Genomic DNA, 23,109 nt, shown 5'->3' with positions numbered 1-23,109 from the left:
CGGGGCCAACTCGGGCCGCTGATCGTCACACCGCCGCTTCCAGCGGGGGTCCGGGGTCGAGGACGACGCCGCTGAACGGACCCAGGACAAGGGTGGAATCCGACCCGCCTGCCGTGGCCGAAAGCGCCGGTCCCGCGGCGTCGCTGGTCGAGGCCAGCAGCACGGGTGTGGCCGACCAGCCGGGCCCCAACACCGCGGCAAGGTCGAGGAAGCAGGTCGTGGCGGCACAGTTCAGGACCACCAGCGAGCGTTCCCCGCCCTCGGTGCGGAGGTAGGCGAGGAGGTCGCGTGGCACGTCGAGGAACACCTGGCTTCCGGCTCGCAGGGAGGGCCGGGTTCGGCGCAGGCTCAGGAGGTCGCGGTAGAGGGTGAGCATCGAGCTCGCGTCCCGGAGTTCGGCGGCGACGTTGAGTTGTTCGGCGGTGGCGCCGATCGGCAGCCATGGTTCGGCGGTGCTGAATCCCGCGTCAGGACCGGCCGTGGACGGTGGCCCCCAGGGCATCGGGGTGCGTTGCGGGTCGCGCCCGTTGCGGTCCTCGCCCACACCGGGTGGTAGTTCGGTGTCGGGGAGGCCCAACTCTTCACCTTGGTAGAGGAAGGGGGTGCCGCGCAGGGTGAGCAGCAGCATGGCGGCGAGACGCCCCCGGGCGTGCCGGACCTTCTCGTCGTCGCCCGGTGCCGACCACCGGCTCACGACCCGCGGTTCGTCGTGGTTGTTGAGGAACCACGCGGGCCAGGTGCTCGGGCCGGCCAGGTCGAGGAACTCCTCGACCGTTCGCCTGATCTCCGCGGCGTCGAGGGGCAGCCTGGCGAACACGAAGTTGTGGGCGAGATGCAGTTCGTCGGGGGCGAGATAGGGCAGGATGCGGCGTTGGTCGAACTCCCAGACCTCGCCGACCACGACGGCGTCGGGGTACTCGTCGACGAGCGCGCGAACCTGGCGCAGGTAGTCGTGCAGTGTCGGCCAGTTCTGCTGGCGCGGGGGTTGGCCGGGGACGTTGTCGCGGTAGGCGGGGTCCTTGCCGAGGCGGTTGATCGAGTCGAGCCGGACGCCGTCCACGCCGCGGTCCAGCCAGAAGCGCAGGACGTCGAGCTGCGCCGCCCGGACCGCGGGGTTGGACCAGTCGAGGTCGGGCTGCTGGGGCAGGTGGGAGTGCAGATACCACTGAGCGGTGGCTGGATGCCACGTCCAGCTGGAACTGCCCGGAGGGAACCCGGCGGACCAGTTGTTCGGTGGGCCGCCGTCGGGGCGACCGGGGGTGGGCCCGTCACGCCAGACGTAGTAGTCGCGCGTCGGTGCGGTGCGGGACGTGGCCGCGGCGCGGAACCACGGGTGCTGGTCACTGGTGTGGGGCAGCACGATGTCGACGAGGACGCGCAGATCCTGCGCATGGGCCGCGGCGATGAGCACGTCCGCGTCGGCGTCGGTGCCGAAGATCGGGTCGACGGCGGTGTGATCGCTGATGTCGTAGCCGTAGTCGACCATCGGCGATCGGAAGAACGGCGAGATCCACAGGGCGTCGACACCGAGGGAGCGGAGATGGGGAAGCCGCTCGACGATGCCGGGAAGGTCCCCGATCCCGTCACCGTCGGTGTCGGCGAAACTGCGTGGATACACCTGGTAGATGACGGCGTCCTGCCACCAGGGCCGGGCCGGTCGCCCGAGGGTGAGATGGGTGTTCTCCGTGCGCATTGTGTAACGATACACAAGTAGGCTGGGACCATGTCCAGCGCCGGATCGTCGCGCGTCACCATGGCCGAGGTGGCGCGCCGCTGCGGGGTCTCCCCGATGACGGTGTCGTACTGCTACAACCAGCCGGACCGGGTCGCCCCGGACACCCTGCGCCGGGTCCGGGAGGTCGCCGCCGAGCTGGGCTACCGGGGACCGGACCCGACCGCACGGTCCCTGCGCCGTCGCCACAACGGCGCGATCGGCGTCGTGCTCGGCGAGCACCTCGCCTACGCCTTCGAGGACCCGCAGGCCCGCCGCTTCCTCGCCGGCGTCGCCGAGGTCTGCCGCGAGCGCGGGATCGGGCTGAACCTCATTCCGACCACGGGTGAGGACGAGGACGTCGACCGCGTGCGGTCGGCATCCGTTGACGGCTACATCGTCTGGACCACCGTCGACTCCGACCCGGTGCTCCCGGTGGTGACCGGGCTGCACAAGCCGGTCGCCGTTCACGGCGGTCCCGCTGTCCCCGGCGCTCGGCTGGTCGGCATCGACAACCGTGCCGCCGCCCGCGAGCTGGCGGCGCGCACCTTCGGCGGAGCCCACCGCCCGACGGTGCTCAGCTTTCCCTTCGGTCGCGACCGCAGATCCCGACTGGAAACCGGACCGGACCCCGACCACGTGGCGTTCCCGGTCACCCGCGCACGCCTCCTCGGCGTCTACGACCACTGCCGGAAAGCGGGCCTCGACACGTGTCGCCTGCCGGTGGCCGTCGTGGCCCGCAACGACCGCGACGACGCGGCGGCCATGGCGGACGTGCTCCTCGACGCGTGCGACACCGACGCGGTGCTGGCCATGAGCGACCAACTCGCCTTCGCCGTCCTCGACTCCGCCCGTCGCCGAGGACTCCACGTGCCGAACGACGTCGCGGTGTCCGGTTGGGACGACGGCCCGGACGCGAGGCGCGAAGGTCTCACCACCATCGCCCAGTCGCTGCTCGATCAGGGGCGGGCCTGTGCCCTGATCGCACTCGGCGATCGCGGACCGAGCGGCCCCGCCGCATGGACCGCCTCGGTGCGGGCCAGCACGCGATGAACCCGCTCACGCCGTCCTGCCCGACGTCGAGAACCAGGAGCGCGCGGGCGGCCCTCGTCTCGTCCGGAGGTTCGCCCGGCACCCCACACCTGTGTCGACGCCGTCGGCGATGGCGCGTCAGTGGTGGCCCTGGCGGCCGAGGGTCTCCACGGGAGTCGCGCCGGGGCGGGTCCACTGCGGCACGGGGCGGCTGGTCGGGCCCCAGGTGGCGTTCCCGTCCGCGTCCGAGCGCCAGTACCAGCACCAGCCGCGCCCCTCGGGCCAGCCCTCGGGGTTATCCCCCCACGTCTCGCGGCGGCCGTAGGGCGTCATGTCGAGCAGGCCGAAGGACCCGCTGGCCGGCTCGTTGCCACGGCCTGTCGTGGAGTAGGTGAGGAATGCGCGGTCGCCATCGCGCAGGAAGCAGGTGAGGTAACCCATGCCGCCACCGACCGGCGCGTCCACGTCGCGCACCGAGTACCAGGGCTGGGTGTAGCCCATGAACTCGACGTAGGAGGCCACCTCGTCCCACCGGCCCGTGGTCAGGATGGCGAACGAGACACCGCGGGCGTTGAGGTAGCCGGCGTCCTTGAGGTGCCAGGCCGTGGTGGTGCAGCCCTCGCACTGCCCCTGGTGCGGCGCGCCGTCGTGCCACATGTGCTTGTAGACCACGAGCTCGTCGCGGCCCTGGAACAGGTCCAGGAACGGGACCGGGCCGTCCGGTCCGACGACCTCGACCGTTCCGTCGAGCTCCACCATCGGCAGCCGCCGGCGGGCCGCGGCGAGGGCGTCGCCCTCGCGGGTGTGGGCCTTCTCGCGGACCAGGAGCTCGGCACGGGCGGCCTGCCAGGTGGCCAGGTCGACCACGGGCGGGCGGCCGGGCAGCGCGGTGGCCGGGTCGTCCGGCGTGGTCGTCCTCCGTGGTGTCTCGTTCCGGGCATCGTCATATGACGGTCTCCAGCACAGACGCGCGACCCGGCCGGAACTCACCGCCGCAGGGAGCGCCCTCGGCCGAGCCCTGCACCAACCACGTCGGGCCGACAACTTCGCAGTTGCGCTCTCAGAAGAGCCGGACGACCTTGGCGATCAGCTCGACGAGGCCGTAGCCGAACGGCACGGCCACCCACAGTCCTGCCCCGCCGCCATGCCCAGTGCGGAGAGCAGGAACCCTGCCGAAAAGCAGCTCGCCGAGACGAACATGGCCCACCGCGGCCCGTTGCGCTCCACCCGGGTGCCGCCGAACGCCGCGGACAGCCCGAGCATCACGATGGCCAGCTGGAACGGCAGCGCGCTCTGCGTGCCGGTGAGGCCGAGCGCTCCCTCCAGCGGTGGCTTGAACACGCTCCACGCGTACACCTGGCCGATCGCCACATGGATGGACAGCGCCGCGGGCGGGATCAGCCAGCGGCTCCAGCCCCGCGGCGCGACACCGCGCGACCGGTCGAGGAAGCCGACGCCCATCCCGGAACCCTCCGCTCGCCTACGCTGGCACGTGGTTGAGCGCGCAATCCAGTGCCTGGCCGCCGCGCCGCGCAGCGCCGACGCGAGGACAAGACTGGACACGATCGCTCAGGATCGAGAGGAGCGGCCAATGGGTGGGGTGACATGGGTCGGGTGACGGTGCGGCGCCCGGTGCGCCGGCTCACCCCCGAGGGGCGGCACCGCCGGCCGGACACGTTGGCCGCCGAGGAGCCGATGGAGCTGCGGGTGGACGGCCGCCCGCTGGCGGTCACCATGCGCACCCCTGGCGACGACGTCGAGCTGGCCCACGGTTTCCTGCTCGCCGAGGGAGTGATCGGCGACCGGGTCGACGTGGCGACCGCCCGCTACTGTGCCGGCGTCGACGACACCGGCCGCAACACCTACAACGTCCTCGACGTGACCCTGGCGCCCGACGTACCGCCTCCGGCGACCGGGGTGGAGCGCAACTTCTACACCACCTCCTCCTGCGGCGTGTGCGGCAAGGCGGCGCTGGAGGCGGTGCGCCTGGCCACCCGGTTCGACCCCGCCGACTCGCCGTTCCGGGTGACCGCCGAGGTCCTCGCCACGTTGCCCGAGGCGCTGCGGTCGCGGCAGCGGGTGTTCGCCGCGACCGGCGGACTGCACGCCGCGGCCCTGTTCGACGCGACCGGCACGCTGCTGGTGGTCAGGGAGGACGTCGGCCGGCACAACGCCGTGGACAAGGCGCTCGGCTGGGCGCTGCTGCACGACCTGCTGCCGCTGGCCGGCACCGGGCTGCTGGTGTCCGGCCGGGCGTCGTTCGAGCTGGTGCAGAAGGCCGCGATGGCGGGCATCCCGCTGCTGGCGGCCGTGTCCGCCCCGTCGTCGCTGGCCGTCGAGCTGGCGGAGGAGCACGGGATGACGCTGGTCGGCTTCCTGCGCGGGAACAGCATGAACGTCTACTGCGGGGAGGGGCGAATACCCGGGTGAGGGCCGTTCGGCCGGCAGGATCGGCCGGACGGCCGATGGCAACACCAGGGCGGTGATCGACGATGGGATCACGGAGGGCCGATGGCTCGGGTGTGAAGGGGGTCGCGGTGGCGGGACCGGACGGCGGGCGGCGGCACAGCCGTCGGTCGGTGCTGCTGGCGACGGCGTCGGGCCTCGGCGTGTCCGTGGTGGCCGGCGGGATCGCCACCGACACCCTGCCGGTTGGCCCGGCCATGCACCGCACGCTGGGGGTCGCGTCGGGGCCGGAACCGCGGCCCGGCCGGTTCCGGGTCGAGCGGGTGTACTCGGCCGCCCGCGGCCGGGAGGTGGACCTGGTGACGATGCTGCCGACCTCCTCGCCCCGGGCCGGACTGCCGATGGCGCTGTTCCTGCACGGCCGGGGCGGCTCGGCCAGGGCGGCCGCGCCGTCCGGGCTGCTCCGGCAACTCGCCACCGACGTGGCTCGGCGCGCGGTGCCGGCGTTCGGGTTCGTCGCCGTGGACGGCGGCGACCACTACTGGCACGAGAACCGGCCGGGTGACGACCCGATGCGGATGCTGCTCGAGGAGGTGCCGCGCTGGCTGCGCGACCGCGGCCTCGGCGGCGCCGACGGCTCGCCATTCGCCGCCGCGGGCGTGTCGATGGGTGGCTTCGGCGCCCTCCTCTACGCCCGCCGCCGGGTCGAGCGGGGCCGGCCCCCGGCCGCGGTGGCGGCGCTGTCCCCCGCCCTGATCACGACCTGGGCCGAGATGAGCAAGCGCCGCGCCTTCAGCGGGATGCGGGAATGGCTGGCGCTCGACCCGCTCCGGCACGTCGAGGCGCTCGCCGACGTCCCCACCGCGGTGTGGTGCGGCACGGACGACGGCTTCATCCCCGGGGTGCGCCGGTTCATCGCGCTGGCCCGCCCGGAGATCGGCTACACCGCGCGCGGTGGCCACGGCGACGGGTTCTACCGGACCGTGCTGCCGAGCCTGGTCCGGTTCCTCGGCCGGTACCTGCCGGCCACACCGTAGTGGAGCCCACGCACGTCAGCGGCGGAAGTACGCCCGCACGGTCGTGCCCCCGGGCCCGGTGTGCAGCCGAACCAGGTCGGCGAGCTGGTGCACCATCAGCAGGCCGCGCCCGCCGAGCTGGTCGGGTGGCGCCGGAAGGTGCCCGGCGAGCGGGTCGACGATCCGCCCCGCGTCGGTCACCTCGCACAGCACGTGCTCGCCGTCCGCCCAGACCCGCAGCACACCGCCGCCCTCACCGTGCACGACGCTGTTGGCGACCAGCTCGGAGACCACCAGCTCCACGTCGCGGAGGCGCTCGCCGGCCAGGCCCAGCTCGGTGGCGCGGGCCACGGCGAACTGCCGGGCCGCGCGCAGGCCACGGACGTCGAACGGCAGTTTCACGGCGGCCAGCGGTGGGTCCAACGGCCGGTCGCGCTCGGCGAGGACGCGGTGGGGGTCGAAGTCGGCGCTGCGCCGCGTCCCCCCGGCCTCGACCATCACCGGGTGGGTGAGCGCGGCCTCCTTCACCACGGCCTCGTCGAGCCGGGCGGCGTCGTAGGGGCACAGGATGGCGCCGTCCCGGTCGCGGAACGCCAGGTTGATCAGGGCCTCGTGGCGGGCGCAGGCGGGGTACTCGGCGTCCGACCGGCCCGGCCACACCGACTCACCGATGGCGCGCACCGGTCCGGGGTGGGCGTCGGCGAACGCCAGCAGCACCCGAGGAAGGATTCGCCCGGGGTTGCGCCCGGCCTCGGACATGTCCACCAGCCTGACCTCCCCCGCCGCGTCGCCGAGCTCGGCGCGGAGCAGGTCCAGGTTGGGTGGGGGCACGGCCACCAGCACCGGCAACCCCGCGGCGAGAGCGTCCTGGACGAAGGGCACGGTGCCGGCCACGTACTCGTCCCGTCCGCGGTAGAGGAGCGCCTGGTGAGAGACCGTGTCGGTCCCGGTCGCTCGAGCCGTCACAGGTGGCCTCCGTTCCACATCGCGCGGGTAGTTACCCCGAACGGGAACGGGACAAACGCCGGAGGCAGCGAGCGGGCGGAACCGTTATCCGACCTTGTCGAGCCAACGCGCGACGATGCTCATCGCCCAGAAGCACACCGCGACGCCCAGTGCCGCCAGCAGGGTCCAGCCGAGCAGCGCGCGGTCATCGGCCGCCCGCCGGGTGCGGTGCAGCGCGTAGCCGGCCAGCGCGAGCGCCGGCAGCGGGATCAGCGGCGCCGGCGAGGCGCGGGTGACGGTCGCCGCCACGCACACCGCGGCGAGCACGCCCAGCGCCACGGCGGCGACCAGGCGCAGCTTCGGGTGCCGGCGGTACAGCCGCGCCACCACGTGCCGGGAGAGCTCGGCCAGGCCGCGCGGCTCGTCGTACCCGGTCGAACCGTCGGGGGCGGGACCGTGCGAGGCCGGAGCGGTCATCGGGCGGATGTGGCGGGACCGGCTCAGGCCGACTTCTCGCCGCGCTCACCGCGCTGGCGGCGGGACGGCTGCCGGGACACGATCGTCGGGTTCACGTTCTCCCTGACGGTCTGCTCGGTGATCACGACCTTGGCCACGTCGTCTCGGCTCGGGATGTCGTACATCACCGGCTGGAGGACCTCCTCCATGATCGCCCGCAGGCCGCGGGCGCCGGTGCCGCGCAGCACCGCCTGGTCGGCGATGGCCTCCAGCGCCGTCTTGGTGAACTCCAGCTCCACGTTGTCCATCTCGAAGAGCTTCTTGTACTGCTTCACCAGCGCGTTGCGCGGCTCGGTGAGGATGCGGACCAGGGACTTCTTGTCCAGGTTCGTGACGCTGGCCACCACCGGGAGCCGGCCGATGAACTCCGGGATGAGCCCGAACTTGATCAGGTCCTCCGGCATGGTGTCGCCGAAGACGTCGCTCTCCTCGATCTCGGCCTTGGTGCGGATCTCCGCGCCGAAGCCGAGGCCGCGCTTGCCGACCCGCTCGTTGATGATCTTCTCCAGGCCCGCGAACGCCCCGGCCACGATGAACAGCACGTTCGTGGTGTCGATCTGGATGAACTCCTGGTGCGGGTGCTTGCGCCCGCCCTGCGGCGGCACGGAGGCGGTAGTGCCCTCGAGGATCTTCAGCAGCGCCTGCTGCACGCCCTCGCCGGAGACGTCCCTGGTGATCGACGGGTTCTCCGACTTGCGGGCGATCTTATCGACCTCGTCGATGTAGATGATCCCGGTCTCGGCCCGCTTGACGTCGTAGTCGGCCGCCTGGATCAGCTTGAGCAGGATGTTCTCGACGTCCTCGCCGACGTAGCCGGCCTCGGTGAGTGCGGTGGCGTCGGCGATGGCGAAGGGCACGTTCAGCAGCTTGGCCAGCGTCTGCGCGAGGTAGGTCTTGCCGCAGCCGGTGGGGCCGAGCAGCAGGATGTTCGACTTGGCGATCTCGACGGGCTCGTCCTTGGAGTCCTTCGGCCCGGTCCGGTTCTCCGACTGGATGCGCTTGTAGTGGTTGTACACCGCGACCGCGAGCGTCCGCTTCGCGTCGTCCTGGCCGATGATGTATTGCTCGAGGAAGTCTCGAATGTCCGCCGGCTTCGGCAGCTCGTCGAGCTTGACGTCACCGGCCTCGGCCAGCTCCTCCTCGATGATCTCGTTGCACAGGTCGATGCACTCGTCGCAGATGTACACGCCTGGTCCGGCGATGAGCTTCTTCACCTGTTTCTGGCTCTTCCCGCAGAAAGAGCATTTCAGCAGGTCTCCGCCGTCGCCGATCCGTGCCATGACCGTTGACCTCGTCCCCTCCGGCGCACCGGGTGCACCTGACTGTCTGCCTGCCCTCGCGGCCACCTCTGGTCGCTGGCGTCACGCGCGCTGCCACTGACGGTACCCGCCCGACGCGTCCGACGGGAGGACCAACGGCCCGCGAAACGCGCCGAGGGGCCACCCTAGACCAGGAGACCGGCGTCGCCGGGTGGCACACGCCGGTCTCCTGGTCTGGTTGTCTCACTTCCGCCCGGACGCCTTCCGGTACGGCAGCACCTCGTCGATGAGCCCGTACTCCTTGGCCTCGTCGGCGGTGAGGATCTTGTCCCGCTCGATGTCGTCGCGCACCTGCTCGGGCGAGCGGTTGGTGTGCTTGGCCAGCGTCGCCTCCATCAGCCGGCGGACCCGCTGGATCTCGTTGGCCTGGATCTCCAGGTCCGACACCTGGCCGTAGGTGCCCTCGGTGGCCGGCTGGTGGATCAGCATCCGGGAGTTGGGCAGCGCGAGCCGCTTGCCCGGGGTGCCGGCCGCCAGCAACACAGCCGCCGCGGAGGCGGCCTGACCGAGGCACACCGTCATGATGTCGGCACTGACGTACTGCATCGTGTCGTAGATCGCCATCAGCGAGGTGAACGACCCGCCCGGCGAGTTGATGTACATCGTGATGTCCCGGTCCGGGTCCTCGTGCTCGAGGTGCAGCAGCTGGGCCATCACGTCGTTGGCGGAGGCGTCGTCCACCTGCACGCCGAGGAAGACGATCCGCTCCTCGTACAGCTTCGTGTACGGGTTGTGAGTCTTGATCCCGTAGCTGGTGCGCTCGGTGAACTCGGGCAGCACGTACCGGGAATGGGGAAGGTGAAGCTCGCTCATGTCCGTCTCCTCGTTGGCTCGGTACGTGCTCAGCGGTCCGAGCCGGTACGCGGCTCGCGGGACAGCACGTGGTCCACGAAGCCGTAGTCCTTGGCCTCCTCGGCGGTGAACCAGCGATCCCGGTCGCCGTCGGCGATGATCTGCTCGACGGTCTGCCCGGTCTGCTCCGCCGTGATGGCCGCGATCTCCCGCTTCCACTTGCCGTAGACCTCGGCCTGGATGGCGATGTCCGACGCGGTGCCGCCCACGCCCGCCGAGGGCTGGTGCATCATGATCCGGGCGTGCGGCAGCGCGTAGCGCTTGCCGGGGGTGCCCGACGACAGCAGGAACTGGCCCATGGACGCGGCCATCCCCATCGCGTAGGTCGCCACGTCCGGCCGGATGAGCTGCATGGTGTCGTAGATGGCGAACCCCGCGGTCACCGACCCGCCCGGCGAGTTGATGTAGAACCGGATCTCCGACTCGGAGTCGTCGGCGTCGAGCAGCAACAGCTGCGCGGTGATCCGGTTGGCGATCTCGTCGTTGACCTCGGAGCCGAGCACGACGATGCGCTCGGCGAGCAGCCGCTCGTACACCGAGTCGGTGAGGTTGAGCCCTGCGGTGGTGGTCCGCCCCTCGGGCAAGTGCTGCGTCACGTCTGCCTGCCTTTTCGCGAGATGGGCGCGGGCGCGCCCCGCTCTGCCGTTCGTTCTGCTGTGCGGATCTTGTAACCGACCCTAACGAACTTGGGCGGCGCAGAATGCCTGACACCGCCCGAGTTCGCTGAGAGCATCACCGCTGGTCGGTTGTTCCCGCCTCGCCCGTGACCTGCGTCTCGTCGCCGTCACCCGAAGGGGTCGACTCGGTCGAGCCGAACAGGTCGCCGAGGTCCACCTCGTTGCCGGAGGTGTCGGTGACGGTGGCCTGCCGGACCACGCCGGCCAGCGCCTTGCCACGCCGCACGTCGGCGTAGATCGCGCCGAGCTGGCCGGACTGCTGGGCCCGCTGCACGTACTCGTCGGGGCTGATCCCGAACCGCTGCGCCTGGTAGACGATTCGCTCGGTCAGCTCGGCGTCGTTGACGTCGACCTTCTCCGCGTCGGCCACGGTGTCCAGCAGCAGCTGGGTGCGCACCGCCTTCTCCGCCTCGGCGCGGACCTCGGAGTCGAACTCCTCCAGGCTCTTGCCCTCGGCCTCGAGCGCGCGGGCGAACGCGGCCTCGTCGTGGTCGAACGGGTGGATCGCGTCGTGCTTGCGGTTGTCCACCTCGGCGTCGACGACCTTCTCCGGCAACGGCACCTCGGTGGCCTCGAGCAGGGCCTCCAGCACCTTGTCCCGCGCCTGCACGCCCTGCTGCATCCGCTTGACCTGGGTGAGCCGCTTGCGGAGGTCGTCCCTCAGCTCGTCCAGCGTGTCGAACTCGCTGGCCAGCTGGGCGAACTCGTCGTCGGCCTCGGGCAGCTCGCGCTGCTTGACCGACTGGACGGTGACGGTGACCTCGGCGTCCTTGCCCGCGTGCTCCCCGGCGAGCAGCCTGGTGGTGAAGGTCTTCGTCTCCCCGGCCCGCGCGCCGACCAGCGCCTCGTCGATGCCCTCGACGAGCTGGCCGGAGCCGATCTCGTAGGAGAGGCCGGTGGTGGTGGCGTCGGGCACCTCCGCACCGTCGACGGTGGCGGACAGGTCGATGGAGACGAAGTCGCCTTGCTCGGCCGGCCGGTCGACGCCGGTGAGGGTGCCGAAGCGGGCCCGCAGCTCGTCGAGCTGGGAGTCGATCTCCTCGTCGGTCAGCTCGAGGTCGTCGACGGTCACCGCGACGCTCGAGAAGTCCGGCAGGGTGATGTCCGGGCGGATGTCCACCTCGGCGGTGAACTCCAGCACCTCGCGGTCCTCGAGCCGGGTGACCTCGAAGTCGGGCCGGCCGAGCGCGCGGACCTCACCGGCCCGCACGGCCTCGAGGTACTTCGCCGGGATGACCTCGTTGACGACCTCGTCGAGCACCGGTGCGCGGCCGATCCTGCTCTCCAGCACGCGGGCCGGAGCCTTGCCCGGCCGAAAGCCGGGAATCCGGACCTGCTGGGCGATCTTGCGGTAGGCGCGGTCGAAGTTCGGTTTGAGTTCGTCGAACGGCACCTCGACATTGATCTTCACGCGCGTCGGGCTGAGCTGCTCGACGGTGCTCTTCAACGTGTTCTCCTCGAGCTGGAAATAGTGGATGTTCCCAGGTCGGTCGCGGACCCGGACTGGCAGAGTCTAGGACCGCGGGCTCGCCGGGCCGAGGCCGGGTTGGCCCTACGGCTTGCGCGCCACCCCGACGAAACCGCAACTCGACGGCGGGTCGTGCGCCCACTCGGCGCTGAGCTCGGAGTCCACGTCGTCGAGATGCCACTCCGGGAACCACACCACGCCCGGCTCGACCAGCTCGAACCCGTCGAAGAACGCGCTGAACTGCTCACGGGTGCGGTAGCCGACCGGGGTGTTGGCCCGCTTGTACCGCTCCTCCGCCGCGCCGAGCTCGGCGGCGAGGTGCGGCGGGACGCCGTCGTTGGTGGCGTGCGAGACGACCAGGTAGGACCCGCTGGGCAGCAGCTCCTTGTACCGGGCGACCGCCTCCTCAGCGCCCGCGCCGGGCGGGATGAAGTGCAGCACGGCGACCATCAGCAGCGCCATCGGCTCGTTCGGGTCGAGCACCCCGGTGGCCGTCGCCTCGTTCCACAGGTGCTCCGGGTCGCGCAGGTCGGCGTTGATCGTCGCGTGCCGCCGCGGGTCGCCCCGCTGCTCCAGCAGCACCTTCGAGTGCGCCACGGCCACCGGCTCGTTGTCGACGTAGACCACTCGGCTGGTGGGGTCGACCTCCTCGGCCACCTCGTGCACGTTGCCGGCGGTGGGGACCCCGGAGCCGATGTCGAGGAACTGGTGGATGCCCTGGGCCGCGCAGTACCGCACGGCACGGCGGAGGAACTCGCGGTTGATCCGCGCCAACGGCTTCAGCGAGGGGAACGCCTGCAGCACCTGCTTGCCGAACTCCCGGTCGACCGCCCAGTTGGTGGTGCCGCCGAGGTACCAGTCGTAGGTGCGGGCCGCGTTGGGCTTCTCCAGGTCGACGCCCTGCGGTACGTACACCGGCCGCTGCTCGTCGCTCATGACTCCGCTCCCCAGTCCCCAACCATCGCCCGACCTCCTCGTCGCGTCCCTGACCTCGTGAGCCTCGTGGGCCACCTTAGCGAGCCGCCGGGTACCGCCGATCCGGTCGTCACCCGATGGCCCACGACGAGGGTCGGGCGTTACCGTGCGGGCGTGGCAACGGAAAGCGCCTACCGGGCGACCAAGGGTGGCGCGCTGGACGTCGACCGCGCCTTCTACGGGCGGCTGGCCGCCGCGCACGGCGAGCACGAGTTGGTGGAGTCCTTCGAGGTGCCGATCCGCTCCGGGCGGGCGTGGCCGGTGCCCCGCGGCCACCTGTGCCGGCTGGTCACGCTGGACGGGCCGCAGGTGGGTGACCTGAACGTGTGGAACCTGCACGACCCGAGGGAACGGCTGTGGGCCGCGCGCACCCGACAGCTCCAGCGGGCGCACGTGAGCACGTTCGACCGGCTGTGGTCGACGCTGCCGTTCCTGCGCCCGCTGGTCACGATCACCGCCGACTCGCTGGCCGGCTACGGCGTCGACGCCGAGGGAGGCCGGGTGCACGACCTGCTCGGCACCCGCTGCGACCCGTACGTGAACCGCATGCTCACCGGCGAGGACTTCGACTTCCACTGCCACTCCAACCTGGTCCGCGCCGTACTGCCCTACGGGCTGACCGAGTTCGACGTGCACGACGTGCTCAACGTCTTCCAGTGCACGGGGCTCAACGCCGACGACCAGTACTTCATGAAGGCCTGCCCCGCCCGGCCGGGCGACCACCTCGAGTTCTTCGCCGAGCTCGACCTGCTGTGCGCGCTGTCCACCTGCCCCGGCGGCGACCTCTCGGTGCCCCTGTGGGGTCCGGAGGCCCGGGACCCGGTGAAGGTGTGCCGGCCGCTCGGGGTCGAGGTCTACCGGCCGCGGCCGGAGCTGCTCGCCGGGTGGCGCCCGCCGGAGCGGGCCGCCTACCGCAGCGTGCACGGCCTGCGCGCGCCCCGCTGGGACGAGCGGTAGTTCCGCGAGCGGCGACGGTTCCGCGAGCGGCGACAGTGCCTCAGTGCCTCAGTGCCTCAGCGGCGCCGGCGGAGCGCGGCCAGTACGGCGCCGACCGTGCCGGCGTAGACCAGGTGGCCGACCACGCTGGTGGCCCGCTGCTCCCGGCTCCACCGCCACGGCGGCGGGGTGTCGCCGGCGAGCGGGAACACGGTGACCGCCATCGCCTGCGTGGCCAGGTAGAACACGGCGGTGCCGGCGAACTCGCCGGGCACCACGCGACCGATGAGCTGCCGGCCGATCCCGACCGCCGAGCCGTAGCCCCAGTGGACGAGGTGGAACAGGGCCCGCCGGGCGGCGGGGGTGCGCGGCTTCAGCCGCAGCAGCCGCGCGGCGGCGATCACCACGTGGTCGCTGTTGTCGAAGTCGATCACCGGCAGGGTGCCCGACTCGTCCGGCTCCAGCGGGCCACGTCGCCGGGCGTACACCGCGGCGGTGACCGTCATCGCGGTCGTGCCGGCGAACCCGGCGAGCACGCCCTCCCCCGCCGTCCGCGCGAGCCGTCCCGTCACCCCGTGCCTCCTCAGCCGGTCGGCGCGGGCGCCTCCCGCTCGGCGGCCCGCACGATGTTGCGTGCCATGGTGCCGAACACCACGGGCCGCACCGGCCGCTGGGCGAGCCAGAACGCGTAGCCGGCCGCGCCGTGCGGGTAGAACAGCACCTCCTGGCGGAACCGGGCGCCGCCGTCGCACGGCTCGACCCCCAGCTCCAGCCACATCCGGCCGGGCAGCCGCAGCTCGGCCACCAGCAGCAGCCGCCGGGCCACCGGGTCGCACTCCACCACCCGCCAGCAGTCGACGACGGCGTCCCTGGTCAGCTCGCCGGGCCGGCCGCGGTGCAGGCCCACCCCGCCGACGAGGTGGTCCGCCAGGCCCAGCGCCGTCCACACCAGACCGGGCACCCGCCAGCCGGCGTCGCCGCCGATGCCGGCCACCACCCGCCACACGTCGTCGGGCCGGGCCGGCGTGGTGAGCCCCCAGGTGTCCCGCAGCACCGGCCCGCTGTCCGTGCCCGGCTTGCCGGGGGCAGCGGTGGCGGCGAGCGGGTCGTGCGCGCGGATCGCCGCGTCGACCCCGGTCGGCCCGCCCGGTGGGGCCGGCAGGACGTCGGTCACCGGCACGCCGTGACACACCATCTCGTGCCGCAGCGACTCCAGCAGGGGCGTGGCGATCCGGCCGGGCACCGGGGTGAGCCCGTCGACCACCGGGCCGGCGAGCCGGGTGAGCAGCGCCGGCGCGGGAACCAGCAGCCGCTTCGGCAGCCCGGTGATGCGCGCGTAGCGCTGGATGAGCTGCCGGTAGGTGAGGACCTCGGGGCCGCCCACGTCGACCGTTCCGCGGCGCGGCGCGGGCAGCGCGGCGCAGGCGGTGAGGTAGTGCAGCACGTCGGTGATCGCGACCGGTTGGATGCGGGTGTCCAGCCACGGCGGCGCGGGCAGCACCGGCGCCCGGTGGGTGAGGTGGCGCAGCAGCTCGTAGCTGATCGAGCCGGTGCCGATGATCATCGAGGCGCGCAGCACCAGCGCCGCCACCGCGCCGGTGAGGAACACCTCCGCCACGTCGCACCGGGAGGACAGGTGCGCGGACAGGTCCTCGTCCCGCTCGGGGTGCAGGCCGCCGAGGTAGACCAGCTGCCGCGCGCCGACCTCGGCGGCCGCGGCCGCGGTGAGCTCGGCCGCGCGCCGGTCCCTGGCGACGAAGTCCGGCGCGTCCAGCGAGTGCACCAGGTAGTACACGACGTCGACGCCGGCCATCGCGGTGTCCAGCGAGTGCCGGTCGAGCACGTCCCCGGCCAGCGGTGTCGCCCCAGCCGCGGCCAGCCCGTCCGCCTTCGCCCCGTCCCGCACCAGGCAACGCACCTCGTGGCCGGCGGCGAGCAGCCGCGGCACCAGCCGGCCGCCCACGTAGCCGGTGGCGCCGAGCACCAGGCAGCGCGTCATGGCTCCTCCCCGTCCCGGCCGATCTCCTCCCGCGACCGGGCTCCCAGTATCACCAGGCCGGCACGCTCAGCGCACGGTCAACCGCCACAGGGAGGTGACCTCCGCGGCACGGGCGGTGCGCAGCGGGTCGTCCGGGGCGGTGGCCCGCCGGTGCCGAGGGGCGATGTCCAGCCGGCCGACGACCGTGAGCCCGGCCAGCTCGAACGCGTCGAGCAGTTCGGACCGGGTGCGCAGGCCGAGGTGTTCGGCCAGGTCGGACAGGATCAGCCAGGCCTCGCCGCCGGGGGCCAGGTGGCCGGGCAGCCGGGTGAGGAAGGCCCGCAACATGCGCCCGCCCGGGTCGTAGACGGCGGCCTCGAGCGGCGAGGTCGGTTGGGCCGGGACCCACGGTGGGTTGCACACGACGAGCGGGGCACGGCCCGGCGGGAAGAGGTCGGCGTGGCGCACCACCACCCGATCGGTCAGCCCCAGCCGGGTGATGTTGTCCCGAGCGCAGGCGAGCGCCCGCGCGTCCTGGTCAGTGGCCACCACCCTGCCCACACCCCGCCGGGCGAGCACCGCGGCGAGCACGCCGGTGCCGGCGCCGACGTCGAAGGCCAGCTCGCGGGACGGCAGCGGGGCGCGCGCCACGAGGTCGACGTACTCGCCGCGGACCGGGGAGAACACCCCGTAGTGCGGGTGGATGCGGGCGCCGAGTGCCGGGACGGGGACGCCCTTCTTCCGCCACTCGTGCGCGCCGATCACGCCGAGCAGCTCGCGCAGCGGCACGAGCGCGGGCTCGTCGGCGGGGCCGTAGGCCTCCAGGCAGGCCTGGCGGACGTCGGGGGCCCTGCGCAGCGGAACGACGTGGTCCGGGTCCAGCGGGACCAGCAGCAGACTCAACGTGCGGGCCCGGCGCGACTGGGCGTGCCGGTGCCGGTGGAACGCCTCGGCGGGCGAGCCGGGCTCCCTGCTGGCCGACCGCCGCCGGTCGATCCGGCGGCCCAGCGCGCTCAGCAGCTGCCGGGCGTTCTGGTAGTCACCGCGCCACAGCAGACCCGTGCCGGCGCTGGCGAGGCGGAACGCCGCGTCCGCGGTGGTGGTGTCGTCGGCGATCTCGATGCGGCGCGGCGGTGGCGCGCCGGAGGCCGAGCGCCAGCGGGCCTCGCGCGGCTCACCGGCCTCGGTCCAGCGCACGACCTGGTGCCCGGTCACCCTCGTCACCGTAGCGGGTGGGTCAGAACGGGGTGCCGCACCACGGGTGCACCGGGGTGCGGAACAGTTGGTCGGCCATGGCCGGGGCGGCGGGGTCGGTGACGCCGATCCGGCCGACGTCGGCCAGCAGGCTGACCCGCCACTCGCCGAGGTAGAGCATCGCCAGCGTCTCGACGTCCAGGCGCAGCTGGGGCGGGTCGGTGGTGCGGGCGGCGCCGTCGGGCCCGACCCGGTAGCGGCCGGTGCTGGCCGGCAGCTGGTCGTCGGTCACCTCGAGCACCACCGGCACGCCGGGCGCGTAGCCGCGGGCGGCGAGCGCGGCGGGGACGTCGACCAGGCGCAGCCAGAGATCGTCGAAGACGTTGGTGGTCTGGCACGCCCTCGGGTCGGCGAGCATCGCCGGGAGCGGGTCGTCGAGCGGGCGGCCGGGCACGCGGATCTCGGCGACGAGGTCGACGGAGAGCAGGTAGCGCCACAGGCCGGCGGCGGCCACGGCGTTGGGCGCGTGCAGGTCCACCACCTCCAGCGCCTCGCCGAGCACCGGCTGGTCGAACGAGCGGCGCTCGAGCACGCGGTAGAGGACGTAGCCGTCGTCCTCGCCGGCGGGGTCGCGGTGCACGGCGACGAGGTGGTTGTCGCGGACCCGTGCCTCGTGCCGCAGCGACCACCACTGCGCCGGCCGGTCGATCCGGCCGGGGCGGCGGGTGCCGGCACGCCGGTACAGCGCGGGCGGCAGGGTGAGCGCCTCGTCCGGGTCGAGCAGCCGCACCTCGCCCGCCCTGGGCAGGTCGGGTCGTGGTGCCGCCGCGCGCCGGTCCACCCGGAGCCAGGCGACACGGGTGGCGATGCCGTAGCCGAGCCGGCCGTAGATGGTGGCCTCGCTGGCGTGCAGCGCGGCGAGGACGTCGCCGCGACGGGCGCAGTCGCGCAGCTGCTCGGTGAGCAGGCGGGTCATCAGCCCGCGGCGGGTGTAGCCGGGCAGGACGCCGACACCGTCGACCGCGGCGGTCCGGACGGACTCGCCGCCGGGCACGGTGAGCCGAGTCGGCATGGAGCCGGTGAGGCCGACCGGGCGATCGCCGGCGAACGCGGCGAACCGGCGCTCCGCCAAGAAGGCCGCAGCGCGCTGGGCCCACCGCTCGTCGTCCGGCGGGGTGCCGCGCAGCGCGCGGACCAGCACGCCGAACACGGCGCGCTCCTCACCCTCGGCCACCGGACGGACCACGAGATCAACCATGGGGCGATCCTGGCCGCGGGCACCGGGTCCCCGCACCCGAATATCGGTCGACGCTGCCGGTCGACGCAAAGTGTCCAGGCCATACCCGCGCCGTGCCCGTTGCCGGACCAGCCGGCACGGGCCGGACGAACCCGCAGGTCAGGCCACCGTTGTCGGGGTGACAGGATTTGAACCTGCGACCCTTCGCTCCCAAAGCGAATGCGCTACCAAGCTGCGCCACACCCCGTATCGATCACCGCCCCCACCAGGGCGCCGTGTGATCACCCTAGCGGCACCCGCTAGACTTGCGCCGCGCCCGGTACCCGTTGGGCGCCTGCGGGTGTAGCTCAATGGTAGAGCTCCAGTCTTCCAAACTGGCGACGCGGGTTCGATTCCCGTCACCCGCTCGACGGTGGGCGCCCCCTGCTCGCGGAACGCGCTCGCCTTGTCCGTCTCGCCATCGCATCTGGGGGCCGAGCCCCCAGACCCCACGGTGCGAGCTCCTTCTGTTGGCGGGCGCTGGTGACGTTGGTCGTGAACCAGCATGGCGCGTGGGGTTGCCTCGTCTTCTTGTCGCTTCGCTCGCTGCGCTCGCTTGCTCGTGCCACGCGTGGGTTCTGTGGTCGCTTTTGGTGCGAATCCCACGTTCGGGAGCGCGAGAGCTTTGTTCGGGAGCGCAAGATCGACGTACGGCTCGGGTCCGGCCGAGGCTCTCCGCAGGACGCGAGCCCCCTCCAGGGACAACGCATCCGGCGGTGCGCGCCTTACCGGCGCGGGGGCACCTGCCGTTCCCCACGCCGGATCAGGGCATGCCTCATGAGATGTGGGGGCTCCATCCATTCCCCCTCCCCACCCCGATCCGAAGCCGCTGTGCCCGTCACTGTCGGCCTGGCCTCGCGACAGCTGAGCGAGTGGCCGCCGAAGTCGGCGCCGAAGATCGTGGTCGAGGCGAGACACCGCTTCGAGCCGGAGGCCGACCCGCCGAGGTCCTGGCCCAGCCGAGTACACCGGACCATCCGAAGCTCGGTCGCATGGACTGGTCGATCACACTGCACGCCGTGCCGCTACTGGTGGACGGGCAGCCGGCGACATGTGAGGTGACCGTGAGCGGGCTCCGCGTCGGCGACCCACCCACCGAGTTCCGGACGGTGGCCGCGGATCCGTACGTCTCCGCGCTGAGCGAGCTGCTCGGGCTTCGCTGAGTTCAGGCGTCCACCGGGCGGGCGGTGGCCATCGCGCGCTCCGTCTCCCAGAACGCCCGCACCGACGCGATCAACCCGTCGTCGCCCACCCGGTAGACGAACACGCCGTCCGTGTCCACCCGGTAGCCGCCGGGCAGGAACGTCGTGATCGTGCCCACGTTCGCCACCTCCGCGCCGGCCGCGTGCGAGTCCCGGATCACGAACTCGAGCCCCTCCGCCCTGCCGATCGTCGCGTCCCAGAAGGCGGCGATCGCCGTCCGACCACGATGCCCGCGACCTTCCGGATCGAACATCGACGGCCCAACCGGGTCCTCCACGACGCCGTCCGGGGCGAACAGCGCCAACCACTCGTCCTTGTCCCCGCGCGCCACCGCGTTCATCGACCGCCACGCGGCCACCCGCGCCGGCGGCTGCTCCGCCTCCGGGTCCCAGCACACCGTCACCGACACGGCATCCTCACCTCTGCTCACACCTTCGCGATGACCTCGTCGGCGAACCGCTTCACCGAGTCCCGCTTCGCCGAGAGATCCGCGTCGAACCCCACCCCGTCCAGCACCCACGGCACGGTGATCGCCTCCGTCACGCCGATCTCCTCCTGCTGCCGGTAGCCGTCCACCCCGAACCGGTCCACGCACACCGCCTGGATCTCGAACGGCTCGTCCGCCCGCCCCGCCTCGGCACGCAGCACCCGCAGCCGCTCGATCGCCGCCCGCAGGTCGTCGAACCGCATCATCGCCGACGCCCACCCGTCGCCCACCCGCGCGGCCCTGCGCAGCGCCGCCTCCGTGTGCCCGCCGATGTAGAACGGCACTCGCCGCCGCGGCGCCGGGCTCATCCGCAACCGCCCGAAGTCGAAGAACCGGCCGTGGAACTCCACCATCCCGCCATCGAGGATCCGGCGCAGCACCTCGATCGCCTCGTCCGCGCGCCGGCCGCGGTCGGCATAGGGGACCCCGCACCACTCGAACTCCTCCGGCGACCAACCGACGCCGAGCCCCAGCCCGAACCGGTCGCCGGTGAGCACCGCGACCGACCCCACCTGCCGGGCCAGCGGCACCGGATGGCGCGAGCCGAGCTTGAGCACCGAGGTGTAGAACCTGATCTCGTTCGTCACCGCGCCCATCGCCGCCGCGGCCACCAGCGGGTCCGTCCACGGCGTCTCCTCGTCCCAGAACCGGCTTCCGTCCGGAGTGTACGGATAGGCCGCGGACACGGACTCCGAGTAGAAGAGCGAGTCCGGCAACGCCACCGCGGCGAATCCGCACTCCTCCGCGGTCCTCGCCAACTCGGCGAACTGCTCCGGCGGGCTCATCGCGACCGAGACCGTGAACCTCATCCGCACCACCCCGACGACCCACAGCAATGGACCTCGACACTATAACGTGTTCTAGTTTTCACCACCAGGCCGAACCCGTTCACCCGGCGCGGGAACCCACGGGCCGATGTCCGCGTTGTCCGGAAAAGTGGCCGGAAGGGTGGCCGAACGCCACCGACCGAGCGGAGCGTGATCCATGGGTACCGCCATCGTGCTGACCGTTCTCGTGGCGCTCGTCGTCCTCGCCGGCGTCTATCTGGCCCGGAGCAGGGCCGCCGCGCGGCAGCGTGAGGTCGACGACGCCAAGGCCGAGGCCCGCCGCTGGGTCGAACGCCTCGGCGGCCAGGTGCTCAACCTCACCGGCACCGACCTCGCCGCACAGCAGGCGCTGGCCGACGCCGCCGAGCGCTACACCGCGGCGGGCTCCCAGCTGGAGCAGGCCAGGACGGTCGAGCAGGCCCGCCTGGTCACCGACACCGCGCTCGAGGGGCTCTACTACGTCCGCGCGGCCAGGGAGGCGATGGGCCTGGACCCCGGTCCCCCGCTGCCCGCCGACCGCGAGCGGGAGCGCGCCGGTTCGGTGACCGAGCGCCGCGCGGTCGAGGTCGAGGGGCACCGGTACGTGGCGTCGCCCGAGCCGGGGCAGGACACCCCGCACTACTACCCGGGCGGCCGGGTGGCCGGGCGGCCGGTTCCGCGGGGCTGGTACAGCGAGCCGTGGTGGAAGCCGGCGCTGGTGGCCGGCGCCTGGGGCCTGGGCTCGATGATGCTGTTCAGCGCCATGTTCTCCGGCATGGCCGGGATCCCGTCCGCCGAGGCGTGGGAAGCCGGTCACGACGCCGGCCAGCAGGACGCGCTGGAAGGCGCCGACGGGGGCGCCGATGCCGGGGCCGAGGTGGGCGCGGACACCGGCGGCGCCGAGGGAGCCGGCTTCGACGGCGGCGGCCTCGATGGTGGGGGCTTCGACCTGGGCGGCTTCGACATCTGAGACATCTGAGAACGGTCAGGGCCGGCTGCGCCGGAGTCACCGGCGGTCGGCTACCCCGCCTGGCAGGCCGGGCACCAGTACAGGTTCCGACCGGCTAGCTCACGGCGTGCCACCGGCGTGCCGCACACCAGGCAGGGCAGCCCCGCACGCCGGTAGACGTAGACCTCACCGCCGTGCCGGTCCTGCCGCGGCGCCCGTCCGGTGGCCTCCGGCCGGTGCTCGTCGGCGACCGTGTCGATCCGGCCGGTACGCACGCCCGCCCGCATCAGCGCGACCAGGTCGGCCCACAACTCCTTCCACCGCGGCTCCTCGAGCGCGGCGCCGGGCAGCATCGGGTCGATGCCGTGCCGGAACAGCACCTCCGCCCGGTACACGTTGCCGGCCCCGGCCACCACCGACTGGTCCATCAGCAACGCCGCCAGCGGCGTCCGGGACCTCGAGATCCGCTGCCACGCCAGCTCCGGACGGGCGTCCCGGCGCAGCGGGTCGGGGCCGAGCCGGGCCCGGATCCGGTCCACCTGCTCCTCGTCGAGCAGCTCGCACCGGTTCGGCCCGCGCAGGTCCGTCCAATGTGTCCGACCGACCAGCCGCAACCGGACCTGGCCGACCGGCGGTGCGACCGGGAGCGGAGCCTCGGTGAACGCGCCGTACAGCCCGAGGTGCACGTGCACCGTCCCCAGTGGACCGAAGTGGTGGAAGAGGTGCTTGCCGTACGCCTCGACGTCGTGCAGCACCGCACCGTCCAGCCGGGCGGCCTCGGCGGCGAACCGCCCCTGCGGGCTGGAGACAGCGACCGGCGCTCCGGCGTAGCGGCGCCGGTGCAGCCGGGCCAGCCGGTGCAGCGTGTGCCCCTCCGGCATCAGCCCTCCGGCAGCACCGGCGGGGTCCCGGTGCACTCGTAGTCGAGCACCTGGCGGACCCGCCGGGTGTGCCGCGCTTGCGTCGACACCGGGGTGTCGAGGAACGCCTCGACGATCGCCACGGCCTCCTCGGGCCGGTGCATCCGCGCGCCGATCCCGATGAGTTGCGCGTGGTTGTGCTCCCGGGCCAGCCGGGCCGTCTCCGTGCTCCAGGCCAGGGCCGCCCGCGCGCCGGGCACCTTGTTCGCCGCGATCTGCTCGCCGTTGCCGGAGCCGCCGACCACGATGCCGAGGCTGCCCTCGTCGGCGACGACCCTGCGGGCGGTCTCGATGCAGAACGGCGGGTAGTCGTCGGCGGGGTCGTAGTCCCGCGGCCCGACGTCGACGACCTCGTGGCCCAGCTTCCGCAAGTGCCCGACCAGGTGGTTCTTCAGCTCGAACCCCGCGTGGTCGGCTCCCAAGTAGACGCGCACGGGATGCCA

General features: G+C 72.8%; 23 protein-coding genes, 2 tRNA genes and 1 pseudogene. 7 read left to right on the top strand and 19 right to left on the bottom strand.

Annotation, left to right across the window (positions count from 1 at the left end):
• Window positions 1–25: 25 nt before the first annotated feature.
• On the bottom strand, window positions 26–1,693 hold the full coding sequence (locus BM051_RS13410; RefSeq protein ID WP_092530467.1) for an alpha-amylase family glycosyl hydrolase: 1,668 nt from the start codon (window positions 1,691–1,693) through the stop codon (window positions 26–28).
• A gap of 30 nt (window positions 1,694–1,723) precedes the next feature.
• Here BM051_RS13410 and BM051_RS13405 point away from each other — a divergent pair, with 30 nt between their 5' ends.
• Window positions 1,724–2,764, top strand: a complete 1,041-nt coding sequence (locus BM051_RS13405) for a substrate-binding domain-containing protein (protein ID WP_243859611.1) — start codon at window positions 1,724–1,726, stop codon at window positions 2,762–2,764.
• A 117-nt stretch (window positions 2,765–2,881) separates the two neighbouring features.
• Here the strand turns inward: BM051_RS13405 and BM051_RS13400 are convergent, their stop codons facing one another.
• Both BM051_RS13400 and BM051_RS13395 read right to left on the bottom strand, forming a co-directional pair.
• Entirely contained in the window at window positions 2,882–3,610 is a 729-nt protein-coding gene (locus tag BM051_RS13400; protein ID WP_208325968.1) for a DUF899 family protein, read from the bottom strand.
• 226 nt (window positions 3,611–3,836) lie between these two features.
• A pseudogene (locus tag BM051_RS13395) lies at window positions 3,837–4,204 on the bottom strand (MFS transporter); the annotation flags it as partial.
• Window positions 4,205–4,348: 144 nt separating this feature from the next.
• Between BM051_RS13395 and fdhD the strand changes: the two are divergent.
• Together fdhD and BM051_RS13385 are read left to right on the top strand one after the other, a co-directional pair.
• Window positions 4,349–5,173 (top strand): formate dehydrogenase accessory sulfurtransferase FdhD, encoded by an 825-nt coding sequence (fdhD, locus tag BM051_RS13390; protein ID WP_092530466.1) that lies wholly within the window; start codon window positions 4,349–4,351, stop codon window positions 5,171–5,173.
• A gap of 62 nt (window positions 5,174–5,235) precedes the next feature.
• A complete protein-coding gene (locus BM051_RS13385) occupies window positions 5,236–6,186 on the top strand; it encodes an alpha/beta hydrolase (protein WP_092530465.1) in 951 nt (316 codons plus the stop codon).
• A gap of 15 nt (window positions 6,187–6,201) precedes the next feature.
• On the opposite strand, the gene BM051_RS13380 is transcribed toward BM051_RS13385, so the two are convergent.
• The 7 genes from BM051_RS13380 to BM051_RS13350 form a co-directional block, all read right to left on the bottom strand.
• Window positions 6,202–7,131 (bottom strand): sensor histidine kinase, encoded by a 930-nt coding sequence (locus BM051_RS13380; RefSeq protein WP_092530464.1) that lies wholly within the window; start codon window positions 7,129–7,131, stop codon window positions 6,202–6,204.
• Between the two features lie 84 nt (window positions 7,132–7,215).
• Window positions 7,216–7,587, bottom strand: a complete 372-nt coding sequence (locus BM051_RS13375; RefSeq protein ID WP_092530463.1) for a hypothetical protein — start codon at window positions 7,585–7,587, stop codon at window positions 7,216–7,218.
• A 23-nt stretch (window positions 7,588–7,610) separates the two neighbouring features.
• The gene (gene clpX, locus BM051_RS13370) at window positions 7,611–8,906 is read right to left on the bottom strand and encodes an ATP-dependent Clp protease ATP-binding subunit ClpX (protein WP_092530462.1); all 1,296 of its coding nucleotides are present in this window, start codon (window positions 8,904–8,906) and stop codon (window positions 7,611–7,613) included.
• Between the two features lie 222 nt (window positions 8,907–9,128).
• Window positions 9,129–9,758 carry an ATP-dependent Clp protease proteolytic subunit gene (locus BM051_RS13365; protein WP_092530461.1) on the bottom strand — a complete coding sequence of 210 codons (630 nt, stop codon included), beginning with the start codon at window positions 9,756–9,758 and terminating at the stop codon, window positions 9,129–9,131.
• A gap of 29 nt (window positions 9,759–9,787) precedes the next feature.
• Complete coding sequence (locus BM051_RS13360; protein ID WP_092530460.1) at window positions 9,788–10,393, bottom strand: ClpP family protease; 606 nt, start codon at window positions 10,391–10,393, stop codon at window positions 9,788–9,790.
• 136 nt (window positions 10,394–10,529) lie between these two features.
• Complete coding sequence (gene tig, locus BM051_RS13355; protein WP_092530459.1) at window positions 10,530–11,921, bottom strand: trigger factor; 1,392 nt, start codon at window positions 11,919–11,921, stop codon at window positions 10,530–10,532.
• Between the two features lie 105 nt (window positions 11,922–12,026).
• Complete coding sequence (locus BM051_RS13350) at window positions 12,027–12,878, bottom strand: SAM-dependent methyltransferase (protein WP_092530458.1); 852 nt, start codon at window positions 12,876–12,878, stop codon at window positions 12,027–12,029.
• A gap of 153 nt (window positions 12,879–13,031) precedes the next feature.
• Here BM051_RS13350 and BM051_RS13345 point away from each other — a divergent pair, with 153 nt between their 5' ends.
• A complete protein-coding gene (locus BM051_RS13345; RefSeq protein ID WP_092530457.1) occupies window positions 13,032–13,874 on the top strand; it encodes an urea carboxylase-associated family protein in 843 nt (280 codons plus the stop codon).
• A 56-nt stretch (window positions 13,875–13,930) separates the two neighbouring features.
• On the opposite strand, the gene BM051_RS13340 is transcribed toward BM051_RS13345, so the two are convergent.
• The 5 genes from BM051_RS13340 to BM051_RS13320 form a co-directional block, all read right to left on the bottom strand.
• Entirely contained in the window at window positions 13,931–14,425 is a 495-nt protein-coding gene (locus BM051_RS13340) for a hypothetical protein (RefSeq protein ID WP_092530456.1), read from the bottom strand.
• Between the two features lie 11 nt (window positions 14,426–14,436).
• Window positions 14,437–15,852, bottom strand: a complete 1,416-nt coding sequence (locus BM051_RS13335; RefSeq protein WP_092530455.1) for a DUF2867 domain-containing protein — start codon at window positions 15,850–15,852, stop codon at window positions 14,437–14,439.
• A 66-nt stretch (window positions 15,853–15,918) separates the two neighbouring features.
• Window positions 15,919–17,046 carry a methyltransferase gene (locus tag BM051_RS13330; protein ID WP_092530454.1) on the bottom strand — a complete coding sequence of 376 codons (1,128 nt, stop codon included), beginning with the start codon at window positions 17,044–17,046 and terminating at the stop codon, window positions 15,919–15,921.
• Between the two features lie 22 nt (window positions 17,047–17,068).
• Window positions 17,069–18,283: a GNAT family N-acetyltransferase gene (locus BM051_RS13325; RefSeq protein ID WP_092530453.1), complete on the bottom strand. Its 1,215-nt coding sequence runs from the start codon at window positions 18,281–18,283 to the stop codon at window positions 17,069–17,071.
• Window positions 18,284–18,435: 152 nt separating this feature from the next.
• A tRNA-Pro gene (locus BM051_RS13320) sits at window positions 18,436–18,509 on the bottom strand.
• Window positions 18,510–18,598: 89 nt separating this feature from the next.
• Here BM051_RS13320 and BM051_RS13315 point away from each other — a divergent pair.
• Together BM051_RS13315 and BM051_RS29030 are read left to right on the top strand one after the other, a co-directional pair.
• Window positions 18,599–18,669: transfer RNA gene (locus BM051_RS13315), tRNA-Gly, on the top strand.
• Window positions 18,670–19,293: 624 nt separating this feature from the next.
• Window positions 19,294–19,464 carry a hypothetical protein gene (locus tag BM051_RS29030; protein WP_166677752.1) on the top strand — a complete coding sequence of 57 codons (171 nt, stop codon included), beginning with the start codon at window positions 19,294–19,296 and terminating at the stop codon, window positions 19,462–19,464.
• Between the two features lie 2 nt (window positions 19,465–19,466).
• Here BM051_RS29030 and BM051_RS13305 read toward each other — a convergent pair whose 3' ends face one another.
• Together BM051_RS13305 and BM051_RS13300 are read right to left on the bottom strand one after the other, a co-directional pair.
• Window positions 19,467–19,913 carry a nuclear transport factor 2 family protein gene (locus tag BM051_RS13305; RefSeq protein WP_166677751.1) on the bottom strand — a complete coding sequence of 149 codons (447 nt, stop codon included), beginning with the start codon at window positions 19,911–19,913 and terminating at the stop codon, window positions 19,467–19,469.
• A gap of 17 nt (window positions 19,914–19,930) precedes the next feature.
• Window positions 19,931–20,800, bottom strand: a complete 870-nt coding sequence (locus BM051_RS13300; protein WP_092530865.1) for a TIGR03619 family F420-dependent LLM class oxidoreductase — start codon at window positions 20,798–20,800, stop codon at window positions 19,931–19,933.
• Between the two features lie 175 nt (window positions 20,801–20,975).
• Between BM051_RS13300 and BM051_RS13295 the strand changes: the two genes are divergently transcribed.
• The gene (locus tag BM051_RS13295; protein ID WP_092530451.1) at window positions 20,976–21,767 is read left to right on the top strand and encodes a hypothetical protein; all 792 of its coding nucleotides are present in this window, start codon (window positions 20,976–20,978) and stop codon (window positions 21,765–21,767) included.
• Between the two features lie 50 nt (window positions 21,768–21,817).
• On the opposite strand, the gene BM051_RS13290 is transcribed toward BM051_RS13295, so the two are convergent.
• Both BM051_RS13290 and BM051_RS13285 read right to left on the bottom strand, forming a co-directional pair.
• Window positions 21,818–22,627, bottom strand: a complete 810-nt coding sequence (locus tag BM051_RS13290) for an Fpg/Nei family DNA glycosylase (RefSeq protein ID WP_092530864.1) — start codon at window positions 22,625–22,627, stop codon at window positions 21,818–21,820.
• A complete protein-coding gene (locus BM051_RS13285; protein ID WP_208325967.1) occupies window positions 22,627–23,100 on the bottom strand; it encodes a ribose-5-phosphate isomerase in 474 nt (157 codons plus the stop codon). Before BM051_RS13285 ends, BM051_RS13290 begins: the two co-directional genes overlap by 1 nt.
• Window positions 23,101–23,109 lie beyond the last annotated feature (9 nt).

The sequence above is a fragment of the Amycolatopsis arida genome (assembly GCF_900115565.1).
Lineage (GTDB): Bacteria > Actinomycetota > Actinomycetes > Mycobacteriales > Pseudonocardiaceae > Yuhushiella > Yuhushiella arida.
This window is presented reverse-complemented; position numbering and strand designations above follow the sequence as displayed.

Bases quoted from the DNA above. Each gene is read 5' to 3' on its own strand.
- BM051_RS13410 (WP_092530467.1), bottom strand. From the start codon at position 1,693: ATGCGCACGGAGAACACCCATCTCACCCTCGGGCGACCGGCCCGGCCC.
- BM051_RS13405 (WP_243859611.1), top strand. From the start codon at position 1,724: ATGTCCAGCGCCGGATCGTCGCGCGTCACCATGGCCGAGGTGGCGCGC.
- fdhD (WP_092530466.1), top strand. From the start codon at position 4,349: ATGGGTCGGGTGACGGTGCGGCGCCCGGTGCGCCGGCTCACCCCCGAG.
- BM051_RS13385 (WP_092530465.1), top strand. From the start codon at position 5,236: ATGGGATCACGGAGGGCCGATGGCTCGGGTGTGAAGGGGGTCGCGGTG.
- BM051_RS13375 (WP_092530463.1), bottom strand. From the start codon at position 7,587: ATGACCGCTCCGGCCTCGCACGGTCCCGCCCCCGACGGTTCGACCGGG.
- clpX (WP_092530462.1), bottom strand. From the start codon at position 8,906: ATGGCACGGATCGGCGACGGCGGAGACCTGCTGAAATGCTCTTTCTGC.
- BM051_RS13365 (WP_092530461.1), bottom strand. From the start codon at position 9,758: ATGAGCGAGCTTCACCTTCCCCATTCCCGGTACGTGCTGCCCGAGTTC.
- BM051_RS13350 (WP_092530458.1), bottom strand. From the start codon at position 12,878: ATGAGCGACGAGCAGCGGCCGGTGTACGTACCGCAGGGCGTCGACCTG.
- BM051_RS13335 (WP_092530455.1), bottom strand. From the start codon at position 15,852: ATGACGCGCTGCCTGGTGCTCGGCGCCACCGGCTACGTGGGCGGCCGG.
- BM051_RS13325 (WP_092530453.1), bottom strand. From the start codon at position 18,283: ATGGTTGATCTCGTGGTCCGTCCGGTGGCCGAGGGTGAGGAGCGCGCC.
- BM051_RS29030 (WP_166677752.1), top strand. From the start codon at position 19,294: ATGGACTGGTCGATCACACTGCACGCCGTGCCGCTACTGGTGGACGGG.
- BM051_RS13300 (WP_092530865.1), bottom strand. From the start codon at position 20,800: ATGAGGTTCACGGTCTCGGTCGCGATGAGCCCGCCGGAGCAGTTCGCC.
- BM051_RS13295 (WP_092530451.1), top strand. From the start codon at position 20,976: ATGGGTACCGCCATCGTGCTGACCGTTCTCGTGGCGCTCGTCGTCCTC.
- BM051_RS13290 (WP_092530864.1), bottom strand. From the start codon at position 22,627: ATGCCGGAGGGGCACACGCTGCACCGGCTGGCCCGGCTGCACCGGCGC.